The following is a 19,228-nucleotide window of genomic DNA, read 5'->3' as shown; positions in this document are numbered from 1 at the left end:
TTATGGAAAACATCAGATCTATATTTTTCACTTTTTTCACTTTTGCTACACTACTATGCCAGGCCCAACAAAACCGCTGGAAACCTGTCGAAGGTAAAATTCAAACGCCTTGGGCAAAGGATATAGATCCTGATCATACTTTGCCGGAATATCCGCGGCCGCAAATGGTAAGGCCCACTTGGTTAAACCTGAACGGACTCTGGGAGTACAGCATCAATGCTAAAAATGATGATCAGCCTAAAAAGTTTCAAGGTAGAATACTGGTGCCATTTGCCATAGAATCTGCATTGTCTGGAGTGGGCAAAACTGTAGGAACAGATAGTTTGTTATGGTATAAAACATCCTTTACCATTCCTGAAAACATGCAGGGGAAAAATATCCTGCTTCATTTTGGTGCGGTGGACTGGCAGACAAGACTATACATCAATGATGAAAAAGCAGGAGAGCATGAAGGTGGTTATGATCCCTTTGTTTTCAATATCACTCCATATCTAAAAAAAGGTCAACAGGAAATTGTCTTAAGTGTTTTTGACCCAACAGATGAAGGCTATCAAGCCAGGGGTAAACAGGTGAAAAACCCGAAGGGAATTTGGTACACACCCGTTACGGGTATTTGGCAAACTGTATGGATAGAAGCAGTTGACTCCTCTTATATTGCTGCTACCCGGCATATACCAGATATTGATCAGGAATTTGTCAAAATTAAAACCATCGTTAAAAATGCCTTACCACATGACAAAGTTGAAGTTATAGCATTAGATGGAAAAACAGAAATAGCAAAACAAATTGTGTCTGCTGGCATAGAAGCAGATCTGCAAATCAATAATCCAAAATTATGGTCTACAGATCATCCATTCTTATATCACCTAAAAGTTAGGCTTATCAGAAACCATAAGGTTATAGATGAAGTAACCAGTTATTTTGCCATGCGAAAATCATCCCTGAAAAAAGGTCTCGATGGGATATTGCGGATGCAGCTCAACAACAAATTTGTTTTTCAGTACGGTCCCTTAGACCAGGGTTGGTGGCCAGATGGTTTATATACTGCACCAACAGATCAGGCTTTAAAATTCGATATCGAAAAAACAAAGGAAATGGGCTTTAACATGATCAGAAAACATGTCAAGGTGGAGCCGGCCAGGTGGTATCATTACTGCGATAGCATAGGCTTATTGGTTTGGCAGGATATGCCCAGTGGAGATAATGGCAATAAATGGGAAAGCCGTCCGGGTATAATCGGGAAAGCAACTTTTAAAGACCGTTCTCCTGCATCTGAAAAGGGTTTTAAAACTGAATGGAACGCAATAATCGATGCTTTGTATAATTTTCCCTGCATCAACGTATGGACACCTTTTAATGAGGCATGGGGTCAGTTCAATACTAAGGAAATTACCAACTGGACGAAGCAAAAAGATCCGTCAAGACTGGTAAATAGTGCCAGCGGAGGGAACTTTACATTGGATGGAGATATGATAGACCTTCACAACTATCCAGAACCTGCCATGCCCGATCCTGAAATTTATGGATCTAAAAGAGCATTGGTTCTGGGTGAGTTTGGTGGCCTGGGCCTGCCCTTGGACGGCCATACCTGGCAGCAAGGTAAAAATTGGGGATATAAAACATTTACCAATGCAGATGAGATGCTTAAAAATTATTCCTTGTTCATCGAACAGTTAAAGAGTCTGATTGAGAAAGGTCTTTCTGCGGCTGTATATACCCAGACTACTGATGTGGAAATTGAAGTAAATGGTTTAATGACCTATGATAGAAAAGTATTAAAAATGCAACCTTCAAAATTAAGGGCAATCCATCATCAATTATGGGATAAGGGTAAATCGTTCAATCATAACTTGGATTGAAGGTTACTACACCATCTTTGCAATAAACTTTAACATCCTGTAATTTCGTTTCGCATAACATACTCATTGTTAATGAGAAACCGCTATTTCTGATTAACAAGTAATTGAAAATAAATTTGCTAAATCGGTTTAGGTTATTTATACTTGTTATACCAAATATTACCAGTCATGACAATCACTTTAACACTGAAGAGACAGAGCGTATTTATTGACGACTATAGTCTTCTGCAAATAAGCAATGTAAATCCCTTTTATTCTTCTTGGCAAAGATTGGTTTTGATATTGTTTTTCAATGGTAGGAATCATTTTAAAAAGTCACCTTCCTGAAGAAGTAGAAAAACCAAGATATCATTAAACAATCTTTAATAGCTAAAACTTTTTTTTAGCGCAAAAACATTTCATTATGAATAAGAATTTAAAAAGCAAAATCTTTGCTATGGTCATTTCTATGCCCATGTTTTTGGCTGCATGCTATAAAACTGAACCACTAGTGTATGATAAGGCCTCAGGGCCATCCCTGGAAATTAACTCATTACTTACCAATTCAAATGAAAAGGAAACAAGTTTTGAGACTGCGGTAAATGACCCTAACCCAAATTCAGATCCCAATAGGGTAAACAATGTGCTGTACCCGTTTTGGCCAAGAAACACTACCAATGGTAATGAGGTCCAGCGCATACAATCTGGAGCGGGCGCCAAAGATGGTACTTGGAGCGCCAAGTTTATCTGGAGTGAGAACAATGTGCTTTTGAGCGGGGGCGAACCAACTCGCAATACCAAAGGTGCAGAACTTACGCAGGATGCCAATTTTATCAAAGAAGATGGGTGGTTTGGCGGGGCATATTATCTACCTACTGGAGGAACCAATTTCCCTATCAATAAAAACACGATCATTTTGCAAGGAATCAACAATGTAAACGCAGGATGTACTGCCTTAAATACTTGGACTTGGCATTTAGGTATTGAATCAGATGGTAAGCTTTATCTCACCTGGAGGTATGGTGCTGGCGGTTCTACCAAACAATTTATTGCCAATGCACAGGTTAATCTTTGGAAATCCTTGGTGATACATGTAAGATATTCCAGAAATGGAACCGGTATGATAGAAGTGTGGCATGGTGATGCAACGTTAAACCAGTCAAATCCAACATTCACCATAAGCGGAATCAATATCGGACAGGATTGCTGGAATGGGGATTCGCTGCAAAACGGTACACCTATCAAATTCGGCATGTATTGTCATGATCACGCTAATTATACGAACGGAGAAACCCGTGTACTGTATTGGGACATGCCAAGTGTGTTGGTCGGAAATCCTTCTGACGCATGGCGGAAAGTAAATCCCTACCAACCTAATTATTAAATCATTAAATTAATTAAAGCAAATAAAATGAAAAAATCGATCTTAACAAAAATCTTAGTGTTGAGTCTGGCAATTGCTGGTGTATTGGGAACTTATTCCTGTCACAAAGATACTGAAAATCAGGTAAATGCTGAAGGTCAGCAAGTAACAAAACTAGCGCCAGATATGGTTTTGGCTGCAAATGCAACTTATTTAAACACATCCTCACATCAGGAAACAGGATTCGAGGATAACTCTGCGGAACCATTCAATCTTCAGGAAAGTATCTATTCTCCATCGTACATCCATACGATGATTCCCTCTATCAAGTATAATAACGGTGGAGATTACGTACAAAAGTTTTATTGGACTCAAGGTGTTTGGGACGCAGGCTCGAAAGATTGTAGTGCCGACCGATTTAGAAAAGGTGTGGAGGTTCGAAGCGATTTAAACTTCAAAAAAGATGGCTGGATGGGTTTTGCTTACATGATTCCTACCGATTTCCCATCAGACCGAAGCACTATCATTGCACAAGGGTTTAATGAAGGTTCTTCCGGAGGATGTGCTCGCTCATGGGTTTGGCATTTAACATGGAGCAACGGTACACTAACACTAACATGCCGTAAGAGCTGCGGAGTGGAAACTTACACCCATGTTGTTGCTACCAATATTACTAAAGGCGTATGGAAGCCAGTAGTGGTTCAATGGAGAGCTTCAAATACCAACCATGGAAAAGTGGTGGTATGGCATGGCCAGGCCGTTTACGATAGGTCAACGCCACAAGTAAGCAGATCGAACATAAATTTGGGCTACGGTACCTGGAGCAGTGATAACTTAACATCATTTATTACTTTAAAGTATGGTATTTATGCATACGATTGTTGCGACCATGTAGGTTCTAATGATACAGAAGTTGTTTACTTCGATAACATGAGCCAATGGGTTGATGATGCAGCTACAAATAATGGTTTTGATAAAGTTGACCCAACCCAGTAACTGCCTATATATAAGTTTCATCAGTGCATCTGGGCATTACCTTAAGCGATAGCATTAATATAAGAAAGTGTTATCTGCCTAAGACATCACTTAATCCAATATTATTATGATTTTAAAAATGTAATGTTGCTTTTTACTCGGCATTACATTTTTATTCCCTTCTCGCCCGTATTTCTTTAACCAGTTAAACCCAGTATATATGAACAGTAAATTCTACCATAAAACGATTACTGAATATCATTTACATCTACCTCTTTTATTATTTTTCATGTGCCTTGGTACATTTTCATATGCCCAGCCATTTGTTCATCCGGGTATCTTGCACAAGTTGTCTGACTTGGAGCGCATGAAATATATGGTCGACGCCCAAAAGCAACCTTATTATGATTCTTATTTAGCCTTAGCAGCGGATGGAAAATCCAGTTATGGCTATGTGGTGCGTGGTGATAACACCATGATTGAAATTAAGAGAGAACCCAGTCCCTCCATTAACCGTTACGAAATGGAAAGCGATTGCAGGGCAGCATATTCAAATGCACTCATGTGGTTTTTCACAAAGGATTCCAGACATGCCGAGAAAGCCATAGAAATATTTAAGGCATGGAAGAACCTGAAAAAATTTACGGGCAGTGCAACCCCTTTAGCGGCGGGTCTATATGGTTATCTTCTAGTAAATGCTGCAGAAATAATCAAGCATACTTATGGCGGTTGGTCATCCTCAGATCAGGCAGACTTTAAAACAATGCTGTTGTATCAGAGTGGTTCGGATAAATCTTTCAAGGCCTCAGTTAATTATTTTGCACCGCTAACTTGGGGAAATCAAGAAATAATTGCCCAAAACACCATGATGGCCATAGCCATTTATACGGACGACAGTGCTTTATATGCCAGAGCGCTAAGATATTTCAAAAATCAAGCTCCACTTTCTGATCCATTACCTGGCGGGCCTCCAACAAGAACTGATCTTTACGAAAGCACCCCTTATATGGACAGGTATAATCGCACCATACCTTCCACCTATCCTATACCAGAAAATTACTTAATGAACGGTCCACTAGTCAACTATATCAGGTCTTCCGGTACTGCCAGAGGTCAATGTGTAGAATCAGCAAGGGATCAGGACCATGCACAACTAGGATTGGGGGCATTAGCCACAGTGGCAGAGATGGCGTATAATCAGGGAGACAATTTATACGGAGAATCAAATAACCTTCTTCTTGCTGGCTTTGAATATACCACCCGTTATAACTTGGTAACATTAAACTGGAATCCTCCCTTTACAGCCCTGTGGGATAGGCAAGGCTTAAATTATTTAAAGGCCGTGAGTCCCGATGGTAGGGCAAGCTATGAAAAACGTCCTGTTTATGAAATGGTGGCTGCTCATTACAAAGTGCGCGCAAAACTAGCTTCCTCAGCCTATACTTACACCAATATTACAATAGATAGTGCTAAAAAGAAAATCAGTAGTTATGAAAAATCAGGGAATGCGACAGACCAGCCGGGCTGGGGAGGTTTAACTTATCATCGTGAAGCAGATTTTGTGGGTGAGCCCTGTAACTCGGCACTTACTAAATTTGAAATTCACAAACTTCCAGGGACAATCGAAGCTGAAGATTTTGATTATTCGCCCTTAGCCGGAGAAGGCCTTACTTACCATGATTCTACTACTGGCAACTCTGGTAGCAGTTATAGGACCTCAGAAGATGTTGACGTACAGACATGCACTGATGGGGGCTATAATGTGGGTTGGACAGTTACCGGAGAATGGCTGACCTACACCATTCACGTGCCGGAAACAAAAAACTATGAAATTACCATTAGGTATGCCGCAAGCGTAAGTACCAGTAAAATTAGACTTGAATTTGATGGCGTTGATAAGACTGGAAATGTGAGCTTGGCTTCCACAGGTGGTAATCAGGTATGGGCTGATAAAAAAATCACTAATGTGTCTTTAACTGCAGGAGCGTATATCTTAAAAGTAGCGGTGGCAGCAAGTGGGTTTAACCTAAATAACATTACCATTGCAGAGAATCCCATAGGCAAAACTGTTTGGCTAAAAGCTTCTTCAGGAAAATATGTTCAGGCAGACGATAATGACCCTAACGACGCTTTATGGGCTAATAGTACCAGTGTGGGCAATTGGCAAAAATTCCTTGTGGTAGATGCTGGTAGTGGATTGATTGCATTAAAGGCTTATAACAATAAGTATGTTTCGTCTGGAAATGGCACTTATTCAATGAAGGCTAATAAAACCACGATAGATGCTGAATGTAAATTCAAGTGGTTTGAAGAAGGTGATGGGTGGATTTCTTTAAAGAACGGAAATTATCATGTGAGTTCAGAAAATGGAAGCACCGCCATGAGGTGTGATGTTCCCACGGTTGGTAGCTGGGAAAAATTTAACTGGGATGCTACAACCTCGTCAGGGTTAACGGCAAATACGATTACTAGAGTTAATCTAGAACCCGGTTTAGCTGATGACATTGTTAGCTTATTTCCAAACCCGGTTTCAGATATCCTAAATGTTAAGTTAAGTAATGCTTTTAATGACAAGGCAACTTTAAACATTTACAATGCAATGGGCCAATTAATGCAAAGTTTTAAGGTAAGCAATAATAGTACATTAAACCTTTCTAATTTAACTCCTGGTATTTATACTGTTAAAATATTAGGTGACAAGGAAACCACCCATAAAAAGATAATTAAGAATTAGAGTTTTCTACGATGAATTAGAAATCAATCTTTAATAAAACTTTAGTTTTTAAACAACACCGCCCCTAATCTTTGAATTTGCTGCGGTGTTTTATCATATATTTTGAATCTATACCTGATGGTATTAATAAACTGTTATATTTGCTAAACCGATTTATTAATCAATAACCAAATATTTAATGAAAAATTTTTCCGGATTATTTTTAGTGACAGCTCTGTTGCTAAACGTTCAAACAATGTTTGCGCAGGTTAAGTCTGCAACTACCAACGAGTATGAAGAATTTGATGACCCGACCAAAGCATTAAAACTGCAAAGTGATAAAGATGCCGTCAATAAAGTACTTGAAAAAGGTAGCTGGTGGAGAAAATCCATGGCTAATAGCAAAGAACGCATGCGATGGTATGATGATGCCCGTTTCGGGATGTTTGTGCATTGGGGTGTCTATTCTCTTGCTGGAGGTGAATGGGAAGGTAAGCCAGTTGGCGGATATGCGGAACAAATCCTTAGAACTAAAAAAATCCCTCAAGATGTTTATCGAAAAGAATTAATTGATAAATTCAATCCTTTAAAGTTTAACGCGGATGAGTGGATGAAAGCAGCCAAGGATGCAGGTATGAAATACATGATCATTACGGCCAAACACCATGATGGTTTTGCCATGTGGCCATCTGACGCCTATCCTTATGATATCCGTTTAACGCCATTCAAGCGAGACCCTATGAGAGAGTTAAGGGATGCAGCAAAAAAACATGGGATCAAGTTTGGGTTTTACTATTCCCATGCCAATGACTGGGAGCATATAGATGCTTCTGGCAGGGACTGGGATGTGTCAGGGAAATATGTTCAGGCCTTGACAAAGGGCACTACTGATTGGAACAATTATCCGCAATATATTTCACGTCTGGCTAAATATGTCGATGAGAAAGCGATTCCTCAATTAAAGGAATTGGCAAAATACAACCCTGATATTTTTTGGTTTGATACCAATCAGCATTTGCCAATCTCAGAAAATTTAAGAATTTTAGAAAATTTAAGACAGGTTGCGCCTGATGTGGTTGTAAATGGGCGTTTGGTAACCTTTGGTGAAATGAATTTTGGCGATTATTTTAACACCACGGATAAACCGGCATTTTTCCGTCCTCAAAACCAAAGCTGGGAAGGTCTTCCAACCACCAATGAGTCCTATGGTTACAGCAAATTTGATATGCGAATGAAACCTGCATCTCATTTCATTGGTTTGTTAGCAGGTGCAGCCAGCAAAGGTGGAAATATCTTAATGAATATAGGCCCTATGGGTAATGGTGCGATAGACGAGCGTGATAAAACAATTTTAAAAGGAGTTGGCGATTGGATGAAAATTAACGGCGAAGCTATTTATGGTACAAAAGCCAGTCCATTGGCAACTCAAATATGGGGAGAAACTACCAAGAAGGGAAACACCTATTATTTATTGGTCAAACAGTGGCCAAAAGACGGTAAATTAGCCTTGGGCGGTTACAGAGGAGCAATTGAAAAAGCTTATTTGCTTAGCGATAAAGCTCAGAAACCGTTGCAAACAACGCAGTTGAATAACCAGGATCTAATAATCACCGTTCCTAAAAAAGCACCAGATACTTCCTATAGTGTTATTGTTTTAAAGGCCAAAATCCAGCCACAAATTGATAAACAGATCCTATTGTCGGCAAAAAATGGCACCAATACATTGCAGGTTTTTGATGCAGATACAATAGGCCAGGGATTTTCATACGGAGGGGGTAAGCTACACCAGCAATTCGTGAAAAACTGGAAAAGCAAAGGTCAATCACTTCAATGGAAGACCAGATTGAACGAGCCGGCAAAATTTAATATCACTTTAAGTTACAATACCGCCAGTGAAAACGAGTCAGGAAAAGTATTTGTTATCATAGCTAATCAAAAGTTCCCCGTAGCCTACCAACCTACTACCTCAAAGCAACGGGTAGAAATGACTTTACAGGTTGGTACCATACAACTTCCTGCAGGAAAACACCTGATCAAACTGGAAGGAGACAGTTTCGCAGGAAAGCAGTTCTTGCAGCCCTTAAACATCACTTTAAAACCAATTGATTAATTGATGGATAATGATGTATAAAGGTAAAATGATGATCAAAGGGATGTGTATGTCAACCTTAGGCATGGTGCTGCTGTTTAGCTTCTTAAATTGTTGGGCACAAGTAATAAAACCGGTCGAAGGAAATCATGGGATCAAGCGTGGTATAAAGGTCTATCAAAATTTAAGGTACGGGTCGCAGCCAGAAACTCTTGAAAAGGACACCTCATCAGACCGTACACTAGATCTTTATATTCCCGATAAGGTTTCAGGTGCTAAACTCCCGGTCATCTTGTTTATCCATGGCGGAGGCTTTGTCAATGGAGATAAATCAGGCACCAAGGATATTTGTACCAATATCGCTGAACAAGGTTTTGCTATTATTTCAATAAATTACCGATTGTCATTAAAGGGTAAGAACATAAAAGGGTCAGGTGCGTCTTCAAATATGGCAGCAGGCTTACCTGTTGATGGAAAATTTCACCCTGCCCTAGATCATGCCGTAATTACCGCCTCAGAGGATGCACAACTGGCTTTGTCATGGATTAAAAAGCAAGCTAAGACTTATCGTTTTGATACCAGAAAAGTAGTGATTTCAGGCGGGTCTGCAGGAGGGATGACGGCACTTTACACTGCCTACATTTCTGATCAGGAAATACTGCCCATAGCAGCGGTGGTCAATTTATGGGGTGGTTTAGAAAACGCGACTTTAGTTGCAAAAAACGCTCCACCGGTAATTACTTTTCATGGCGATAAAGATGAACTTATCAATGTTGCCTATGCCCACGCTCTCCAAAAAGCAATGGTTCAAAATGGTGATCAGCTTTCAGAACTCCATATCATGGAAGGTAAGGGCCATGCCCGATATGATATCATCGCCAGACAAAAAATACCTGAAATAGCTGCTTTTTTGAATAAGGTTTTAAATAATAAATAGTCCACTACTAAAATAATTACTATGCCATTTCATAAAACATATTTGTTGTTGATATTCTGCTTATTGGGAAGTTGGAGCACTTCTGCTCAGATCAATTCCTCCAGTATTGAAAATCTAAGATGTGAAAGCACCATCGATCCAATAGGGATTGATGCAGTAAATCCACGATTAAGTTGGATCACGGTAACTAAAGAAAAAAATTGGAGTCAAGGAGCTTATCAGATTTTAGTGGCATCCTCAAAACAGAATCTTGATAAAAATATTGGAGACATTTGGGATAGCGGGGAAGTCAGATCAGCAGCTTCCAACCAGGTGAGCTATATGGGAAAGCCTTTAAAGTCCAGAAATGTGTATTACTGGAAGGTGAAAGTTTGGGATGCTGCATTAAAAAATGCAGTTTGGAGCAAACCTGCATATTGGGAAATGGGTATTTTAAAGGAATCGGAATGGCAAGCTCAATGGATCGGCAGGCACAACAACTCATTTGATGATTTTGATAATCAACTTATCGGTAGCGATTGGATTTGGGCCCCTAAAGATCTGAAATCTTCAAAAATAAGCCTTAAAAAGGAATTTACCATTAACAGCTCAAAAAAAATTAAGTCGGCTTATTTTTTATTTACAGCAGACCAGTTTGCGGATGTCTTCATTAATGGGGAACTAGTTTATGGAGCGGGTGGAAAAGGGAAATTTGAGGAGCTAAAGAAAGTTGATGTTATCAAATTCCTGAAAGTAAAAAATACTATCGAGATTTTCGCGAAAAAGGGAGAAAAGCAGGGTGGATTCATTGGCAGACTTAAAGTTATTTATCAGGACGGAGATACCTTACTTATTAAATCAGATCAAAGCTGGTTGATTGCTGCTCCCGAAACAAAAGAAAATCAGGCTGTTAAAATTGCCGATTTCGGACAAAAGCCTTGGTCTAGGATGTTGGACTATGCACCTCTGCAGTCAGAACCGGCACCGTACTTAAGAAAAAATTTTGTTGCCCAAAAATTAACTGTTAAAAGAGCAAGAGTTTATTTTGCTGCGCCAGGTTGGGCAGAAATACAGTTAAACGGCAAGAAGGCAGGCGGCGAAAGGTTGAGAGATGCGGGATTTACCCGTTTTGATAAACGCATTCTATACACCACTTATGATGTCACCAATCTAGTCATTCCTGGGCAAAATGCGCTTGGGGTCATATTGGGAACTGGCTGGTATGATACCCATGATCTGGCCGTATGGAATTTGGAGCGGGCACCGTGGCGTGGCAGGCCAAGGTTAAAACTGCAACTATTCATAGAATACACGGATGGTCGATCGCAAACCATTGTCTCTGATGGTTCATGGAACGCAACGACAGGTCCAATCTTGGCTGACGGTATTTACTCAGGAACCGTTTACGATGCCAATAAAGAATTAGGTGACTGGAGCAAAGCAGGCTTTAAAGAAAATGCTTGGAAAAAAGTTACGTTAATGCCAGATCCCGGAGGTGTAATGATGGCTATGCAAAGCCCGCCAGTTGCTGTTTCCAAAATCATTAAACCAGTTGCGGTAACAGAGCCAAAACCTGGGGTATATATTGTGGATATGGGCGAAAACTTTTCTGGTCATGTGCAAATTAGCATGAGTGCGCCAAAGGGCACTAAAATGACCATGAAACATGCCGAGCTTTTAAAGCCTGATGGAACCATTGAAAGGGGGAATATCATGTCCTTCATGGCCCCAACCCATCCCGAACAATATTTCCAGACTGATGTTTATGTTTTCAAGGGTCAGGGCAAAGAAACCTGGGAGCAGCAATTTACCTATCATGGTTTCAGGTATATTGAAGTTACTGGTTTGCCTTTTAAACCATCATTGGAGAATTTTACAGGTAAATTTTCACATACGTTGTTTGAGCAGGATGGAAAATTAGAAACTTCTAATACGCTAATTAATGATATTCATAAAATTATAATCCAGGCTTATTTAAGCAATGCCCAAAATATCCCGACAGATTGTCCTCAGAGGGAAAAGAATGGCTGGACGGGAGATGCACATCTGGCTGCTGAAATGGGGATCATGAATTTTAATACCCTCACTTTTTACGAGAAATTTTTAGACGATAATTACGATGCAATGATGCCTGATGGTGAATTACCGGTCATTATTCCGAGTGCAAATTGGGGTTTACACTGGGATCCCGAATGGAACAGTGCGTATCACCTAATAGCATGGTACCTTTATCAGTATTATGGGGATGTGAAAGTGTTGGCTAAACACTATGACAAATTGAAATTATATGTGGACAACCTGGCATTAAAGCGTAAAAATGGCTTGACCGGTGGTTTCACCTATGGTGACTGGGCATTTTATGATACACAAACCAGTAAGAAGCTAACCGCCAATGCATATCTGTTCCTAGATGCACAAATTATGGCCAACGCGGCAAAAATTTTGGGAAACAATGCTGATATGTTGAAATATCAGTCTCTGGCAGATGATGTCAAAAAAAATTATAACATCACTTTCTTAGATAGGTCCAAGGCCACCTATGACAATGGTAGCCAAACCGCATTATCCACTTCTTTATATTTTGACCTAGTCCCTGATGACATGAAAAAGGAGGTGCTGAAAACGCTGTCAAATAACATTGACAGTGCAGGACATATTGATGCCGGGATTTTGGGTACCAAGCACTTACTGCGCACTTTATCAGATTATCACAATACGGACCTCGCCTTTAGGTTAGTCAATAATACAAAAAATCCGGGTTGGGGTTACCTTGTTAAACAAGGAGCTACTGCCTTGCCTGGCGGATGGGGAAGGGAAGGGAAACCGAGTTTAGGTTCGCAAAACCATATCATGTTTGGCGATGTTGACGCCTGGTTTTATAGAGATCTTGCTGGGATCAAACACGATCCTAAAAGTGCTGGGTTTAAACATTTCTTTATCAAACCAGAACCTCAGGATGGATTAGAATGGGTTAAGGCGAGCTATCGTTCTGTTTATGGATTGATTAGGTCAGAATGGAGGAAAGAAGCAGGTAAATTACACTTGAAAGTAGAGATTCCTGCAAACGCATTTGCGACAATCATTATTCCCGTAAGTACTCCAGACCAAATCAACTTTGATGGGAAAAAATTAAGAGAACTTTCGGGAATTGTAGATTTTAAAAAAGAGGACAACCGAGTTAATATTGAAATGGGTTCGGGTATTTACGAATTCGAGGTGGAGAATTTATAATGACTAAAATGAAAAAACATTATTTAACATGGAAAGACTGATGTGGAATTTTCAACGGCCGCTGCCATTTGCATATTCCGGGGAGAATTGGACGTTAATGAACCAAACTTTTGATTTGGATGATTTTTAATCTAACGCAAGATGGTTCCGCCTTCGCTTATTAATAACCTTTAAGATTTTTAAATATTCTAAAAGGGATATTTATTTACACTAAATCGGTTTAGTTATATATTTTTGATTACTAATTGAGATAAACTTATTTTTAAAAAATCCTTTACACTGCCATGCTTGAAAAATTCAAAATAATTGCCTTTACATTTTTCTTATTATTTAGCCAATTTGCGTTTGCTCAAAACAAATCAAGGATTTATAAGAAAGGATGGATTGATTTTAACAAAAACAACCAAATGGATGTTTTTGAAGATCCCAAAGCCCATATTGATGATCGCATAAAAAATTTGCTGTCATTGATGACCCTGGAAGAAAAAACCAATCAGCTAGCTACCTTATACGGCTATCGAAGGGTGTTAAAAGACTCTTTACCAGTTGCAAGCTGGAAAAATGAAATATGGAAAGACGGTATAGCCAATATTGATGAGCTGAACAATGGAATCATCAGGGGCAACACATTTTATAGTAATTACCTAACTTATCCGCACCGAAACCACGCAGATGCGATTAATCAAACACAGAAATGGTTCATAGAAGAAACCAGGATGGGCATTCCCGTGGACTTTACCAATGAAGGCATACACGGACTTAACCATACCAAGGCTACGCCTTTGCCGGCGCCTATTGGAATAGGCAGCACCTGGAATAAAGACCTGGTCTTACAGGCAGGTCATATTGTAGGCCTGGAAGGAAAAGCTTTGGGATATACCAATATTTATGCACCGATATTAGATGTTCCCAGAGATCCAAGGTGGGGAAGGGTATTGGAATGTTATGCAGAAGATCCTTTTTTAATTGCCGAATTAGGGAAACAAATGGTAATAGGGATTCAAAAGGAAGGAGTGGCTGCAACCATCAAACATTTCGCGGTTTACGGGGTGCCTAAGGGTGGAAGGGACGGACAGGCCAGAACAGACCCGCATGTTGCCCCGAGGGAAATGCACCAGATGCATTTGTATCCATTTAAAAGGGTCATTCAGGAAGCACACCCAATGGGCGTAATGAGCAGTTATAATGATTACGACGGAGTTCCCGTAACGGCAAGTCATTATTTTCTAACTGAATTATTAAGGGAGAAATATGGTTTTACAGGTTATGTGGTTTCTGATAGCGAAGCCGTGGAATATGTTTATACCAAACATGCGGTGGCAGGTTCGTACAAGGAGGCTGTTAGACAGGTAGTGGAAGCTGGTTTAAACGTAAGGACACATTTTACCCCACCTTCAGATTATATTTTGCCCTTGCGTGAACTGGTCAAGGAAGGAAGTATCTCCATGAAGACCCTGGATGACCGTGTAGCGGACGTTTTGAGAGTTAAATTTCAGCTGGGCCTATTTGACCAGCCCTATGTTAAGGACATTAACCTTGCAGATAAAGTTGTTGGTGCAGATAAACATGGTGATTTTGCCATGGATATTCAGAGACAATCCTTGGTGTTGCTAAAGAATGATAATAATACATTGCCGCTGGATAAGCATAAGATCAAGAATATTTTGGTAACGGGTCCATTGGCTACGGAAACCGATTTTGCAGTAAGCAGGTATGGCCCAACTGATTTAAAAATCACAACTGTCTTAGATGGGATCAAAGATTATTTGGGGTCATCAGTAAAGGTAAGTTTTACCAAGGGCTGTGAAATGGTGGATGCCACCTGGCCAGAAAGCGAGATTATTGGAACTGCTTTAACCGCTAAAGAAAAAATTGACATTGATGCAGCGGTAGAACAGGCGAAGCAAAACGATGTAATCATTGCTGTTTTAGGGGAAGATGAAGAACGTACGGGAGAAAGTAAGTCAAGAACTGGATTAGACCTCCCTGGTCGCCAGCAACAATTACTGCAAGCCTTGTATGCCACGGGTAAACCAGTGATATTGGTGCTGATAAACGGACAACCTTTAACCATTAATTGGGCAAATAGATATGTTCCAGCCATTTTGGAAACCTGGTTCCCTGGTCAAAAAGGCGCACAAGCCATTGCCGAAACTTTATTTGGAGAGTACAATCCTGGGGGGAAATTGCCCATTACCTTTCCAAAGTCTATGGGGCAGATAGAAATGAACTTTCCCTTTAAACCTGCATCACAAGCTGGTCAGCCTGGAGACGGACCCAATGGATATGGAAATACAGCTGTAGTTGGGCCGCTTTATCCATTCGGACATGGTTTAAGTTATACCACTTTTGACTATAGCAATCTTCAGTTAAGTGCTGAAAAAATCAAATCACAGGCAGAAATCAAGGTTTCAGTAACCGTTAAGAACACAGGAAGCAGAAAAGGAGATGAAGTTGTACAGCTATATATCAAGGATAAGGTAAGCAGTGTGATTAGCTATGACAGCCAGTTAAGGGGGTTTGCGAGAGTAAGTTTAAATGCCGGTGAATCAAAAACCATTGAATTTGTCATTAAGCCACAGGATCTTGAACTTCTAGATAAAAATATGAATTGGACCGTTGAACCAGGCGAATTTGAAGTGCGAATTGGCGCTTCATCAATAGATATCAAACTGAAAAAAAGTTTTGTGGTGGAATAAGAAAGACGGGTTTAATTTATGTCGGTAAGGATATTCTAAATGTATGTTGAGGCTCTAAGAGTGGTTTTTGCTCGTTAATCTGATCAGTTTGCGAAGATGTCAAGCTAGAAAGAAAATAATTTTATCGACGTTATTGAAATAAAGAATGGGTACGCTATATTCTCGGGAAACCTAAGTGGGCCTTCTTGAAATGTTTTGCCAACCAGGCTTTGGTCCAGTAATTAGTTCTCTGCCTAAACTGATTACAGGCAGTAGCTTAATAAGTGTTTAGGACAAAATGATGTTATTCTAAAATTACTGTATTACAAGCATGATATGAAACGCGAGAAACAGTCATGCCATTTGCATAGGCAACTCTAGATCTTGGATGAATTGGAAATATGAAAAAGAAAGACATAACTATTTATGATCTGGCAGCGAAGCTTGGTATTTCCGTAACCACGGTTAGTAGAAGCTTGAGTGGTCACGAATCGATCAACAAGAAAACTAGGCAAACGGTTGAAAACCTAGCCAGGGAGGTGGGCTATCAACGAAATAAATTTGCAAGTAATTTAAGGTTAGGTCAAACCTTTACCATCGGTGTCATAGTCCCAAAACTTAACAGCCTTTTTATTTCCTCGGTACTTTCTGGAATTGAGAAAGTGGTAAATAAGTCAAATTATAACTTGATTATCTGCCAATCCTTCGAAGATGAAACAAAGGAAAAGAATAATATAAAGACAATGTTCGACAACAGGGTCGATGCGCTGATCGTTTCACTTTCCACTAAAATGGAAGATTTTACATACCTAGATGAATTCTTAAATAAAAAAGTACCAATTATTCTCTTTGACAGGACTTCCCAATTTATCCCATCGACCAAAGTTGTCATTGACAACCATAAGGCGGGGTATATCGCCACTGAACATTTATTGTTACAGGGATGCAGAAATATCGTGCACATTACTGGTGATCTTAAGCACAGCGTCTATAAAGAGCGGCTTGAGGGCTTCAAGGAGGCTCTTAAAGCTTATGGTCTCGAATTTGCACAGCATATGTTGATTGACGATCAGCTAACGGAGATAGCGATTAAAAATGTTCTATTGAATGATATACTGAAAAGGGAGCAAAGACCTGATGCCCTGTTCATCACAAATGATTCGATTGCAGCATATGCACTTGTTATTTTAAAACAACAAGGTATTCGTGTTCCAAAGGACATTGCAATTGTGGGTTTTAACAACGACCTTATTTCAAGTGTGACAGAGCCAGCAATCACCACGGTAAATTATCCTGGTTTTGAAATGGGAGAAACGATTGGCAAGACAGCCATCGACATGTTGGCAAATGCCAAAAATAATGTCACAATAAATAAGACGATTGTCTTGGAAGCAGATTTAATAATTAGAGGATCATCACTCAAGAAATAAATTATTGTCTATCTTACTTTTTGAGTCACTAAACTTTCACCTTTTTGAGGAAGGTGCCAGTCAATTTAAATTTCTCCTTTTGTGTCCACTTCCCCAAGCTAACTGCTGGATCATAAAAGAGGATTAGCCTGGCGTGAACCTAAAGCATATCTGGTTTTAACGGCTTTTTTTCTCCTTCATTAGTGTAGCGTTTGGTGATGTGCTAAGCTGTTGTCGTGTTTATTGCGGTGATTAGCGTTATTATTCACAGCATATTCGCGGTGAATAAATGTTTTCTTGCAGTAAATCATCGTTTTCATTAGTAAATAATAAATGTTCTTTGTTCGCGAATCGCGAATAAAGAACAAGAGAATGGGGATGTTATAAAGGGAATAAAGAAGTTTATTTGCAAAATGTACTGATGGCTTTACCTACTTAACCTTCGGGGCTAAGCGAATTGTCGTTGCATGTTAGATCAGGAGTTTTTTCATTTTGAAGAGCTTTAAGTCGATCCAATTATGGTTCTGGATGGGTTTGTTATTTGGGCTGTTTAAAATAGAATTTACCTTCTGTATCTAGCAAAAGCTCATAATAAATGAAGCCGGCGTCTTTCGCTTCCTTTTTTTGGGCAATGAGTATCTTTTTCCCGTCCGTGCGAACCGTAATCATGCCGTAGACGGCGATCGTGCGTTCGATTTTGTAGCGGAGGTTATTGATCTTCTCGTTGATGGCGATGAGCTCATCTGGGGAGGCAGCTTTCTTGCTTTCATTCAACAGGTAGAGTTGGGCATAGTCCTTATCGGTAATGTTCAGTTTTTCCTTTGCCGATCTGGCAAGTTCAGTGGAGAATATCAGTGGCCTTTTCCCTCGGCTATGTTTGCCAATAGCCCCTAGTGTGTCAGGGCGTGGATGGGTATGGGTCTCATTGTCTCCACTGGAGATGATGGTGGCAATGGGATTGAAAAATGAAAGGAAGTCGTCCATGAACTTGTGGCTACCGTGATGGCAGGATTTTAGGACATCGGATTCAAATACCGCTCTTCCCTTCTTGATCATGTCCTCTCGCTCGATCTCGTTCAGCCCGTGGGCCGAATAGCCAGTGTAATGTTCGGTCAGGTATTCCTCCGAGGCGTCATTGAGGTCACCTCCTAGAAGGATTTTTGCGTTGCCGATCTTCAATTGTACGATGACCGAGTGTCCGTTTTTCGTTTCGCCAGGGCTACCCAATACCCTGAGCACCTTTTTGCCTTGACTTTGTTCTGTCACAGGACCAAGGATATTGAAGTGCACCTTGTCAGTAGGACCATAGCCAAGAATGGTGCTGCCTTTTTCCAGCATGGACATTTTCATGGAGGCAGATTTCTCCATGGCATCGAAAAGCAGGTTTGGAAAAAATTTATCGCCTCTGTTGGAGGATATTTTGAGCAGTTCGTAGATCTGTTCCCTGTTCGTTCGGATATCCATCAGGTAGTTGTCTTGGACCGGACCGAATATAGAGCTGGCTTTCCGTTCGATGATCCCGTTGTGGTGGATGTGCTGAATTTCAAAACGGCTGGAATTTACAATCCTCCCAAAGCCTTTATAATGATCGGTATCAGAATGGGAAATGATGAGGTGCTCAATAGGGATGGTTTTAGTGTTGTAGCGGAGATTGAATCGCCAGTTCAGGAAATGGTACATGTTGTCGCCTTCACCTGCGTCGATGAGGATGAACTTGTCATCTGGAGTGACAATAAAACAACCGTCTCCCTGGCCAACGTCGACGAAATTGATCTCGAGGATCTGTTCGCTTTGGATTGCTGTCTTTTTCACCCAGCCTTCGGCGCCTCTGCACCGGATTTTGACATAAGGTAAGTTTTCTTCAAGTACCTCGCACCAATCGCCCCAAAGCGCTTGTTTCGTGATTGTTTCACTACCTGGCTCTTTAGCTAGGCTGGCCTGTGGATAGCCGATATACATTTTGCTCATGATCGTTAATTTAGATTGATGAAGCTAAGTATTTCTTTCTTAAATATT

Annotated in this window: 10 protein-coding genes; 9 read left to right on the top strand and 1 reads right to left on the bottom strand. The window is 40.2% G+C overall.

Annotated features, from left to right (window positions below):
* Nucleotides 1–2 precede the first annotated feature (2 nt).
* The 9 genes from EZ428_RS18345 (at nt 3) to EZ428_RS18305 (ending at nt 17,233) form a co-directional block, all read left to right on the top strand.
* The gene (locus EZ428_RS18345) at nt 3–1,859 is read left to right on the top strand and encodes a glycoside hydrolase family 2 protein (protein ID WP_131554660.1); all 1,857 of its coding nucleotides are present in this window, start codon (nt 3–5) and stop codon (nt 1,857–1,859) included.
* 403 nt (nt 1,860–2,262) lie between these two features.
* Nucleotides 2,263–3,222 (top strand): heparin lyase I family protein, encoded by a 960-nt coding sequence (locus tag EZ428_RS18340; RefSeq protein ID WP_131554659.1) that lies wholly within the window; start codon nt 2,263–2,265, stop codon nt 3,220–3,222.
* A 27-nt stretch (nt 3,223–3,249) separates the two neighbouring features.
* A complete protein-coding gene (locus EZ428_RS18335) occupies nt 3,250–4,197 on the top strand; it encodes a heparin lyase I family protein (protein ID WP_131554658.1) in 948 nt (315 codons plus the stop codon).
* Nucleotides 4,198–4,396: 199 nt separating this feature from the next.
* Nucleotides 4,397–6,910 carry a carbohydrate-binding protein gene (locus tag EZ428_RS18330; RefSeq protein WP_131554657.1) on the top strand — a complete coding sequence of 838 codons (2,514 nt, stop codon included), beginning with the start codon at nt 4,397–4,399 and terminating at the stop codon, nt 6,908–6,910.
* A 178-nt stretch (nt 6,911–7,088) separates the two neighbouring features.
* Nucleotides 7,089–8,999: an alpha-L-fucosidase gene (locus tag EZ428_RS18325; protein WP_131554656.1), complete on the top strand. Its 1,911-nt coding sequence runs from the start codon at nt 7,089–7,091 to the stop codon at nt 8,997–8,999.
* A 10-nt stretch (nt 9,000–9,009) separates the two neighbouring features.
* The gene (locus EZ428_RS18320) at nt 9,010–9,915 is read left to right on the top strand and encodes an alpha/beta hydrolase (RefSeq protein ID WP_131554655.1); all 906 of its coding nucleotides are present in this window, start codon (nt 9,010–9,012) and stop codon (nt 9,913–9,915) included.
* Between the two features lie 21 nt (nt 9,916–9,936).
* Complete coding sequence (locus EZ428_RS18315; protein WP_131554654.1) at nt 9,937–13,125, top strand: family 78 glycoside hydrolase catalytic domain; 3,189 nt, start codon at nt 9,937–9,939, stop codon at nt 13,123–13,125.
* Between the two features lie 284 nt (nt 13,126–13,409).
* A complete protein-coding gene (locus EZ428_RS18310; protein WP_131554653.1) occupies nt 13,410–15,824 on the top strand; it encodes a glycoside hydrolase family 3 N-terminal domain-containing protein in 2,415 nt (804 codons plus the stop codon).
* A 380-nt stretch (nt 15,825–16,204) separates the two neighbouring features.
* Complete coding sequence (locus tag EZ428_RS18305; protein WP_131554652.1) at nt 16,205–17,233, top strand: LacI family DNA-binding transcriptional regulator; 1,029 nt, start codon at nt 16,205–16,207, stop codon at nt 17,231–17,233.
* A 516-nt stretch (nt 17,234–17,749) separates the two neighbouring features.
* Here EZ428_RS18305 and EZ428_RS18300 read toward each other — a convergent pair.
* Nucleotides 17,750–19,180 carry a ComEC/Rec2 family competence protein gene (locus tag EZ428_RS18300; protein ID WP_131554651.1) on the bottom strand — a complete coding sequence of 477 codons (1,431 nt, stop codon included), beginning with the start codon at nt 19,178–19,180 and terminating at the stop codon, nt 17,750–17,752.
* Between the last annotated feature and the right edge of the window lie 48 nt (nt 19,181–19,228).

Origin of the sequence: Pedobacter frigiditerrae (assembly GCF_004331645.1) — a bacterium.
GTDB lineage: Bacteria > Bacteroidota > Bacteroidia > Sphingobacteriales > Sphingobacteriaceae > Pedobacter > Pedobacter frigiditerrae.
The sequence above is the reverse complement of the archived record's forward strand: the minus strand, read 5'-3'. Positions and strand labels throughout refer to the sequence as shown.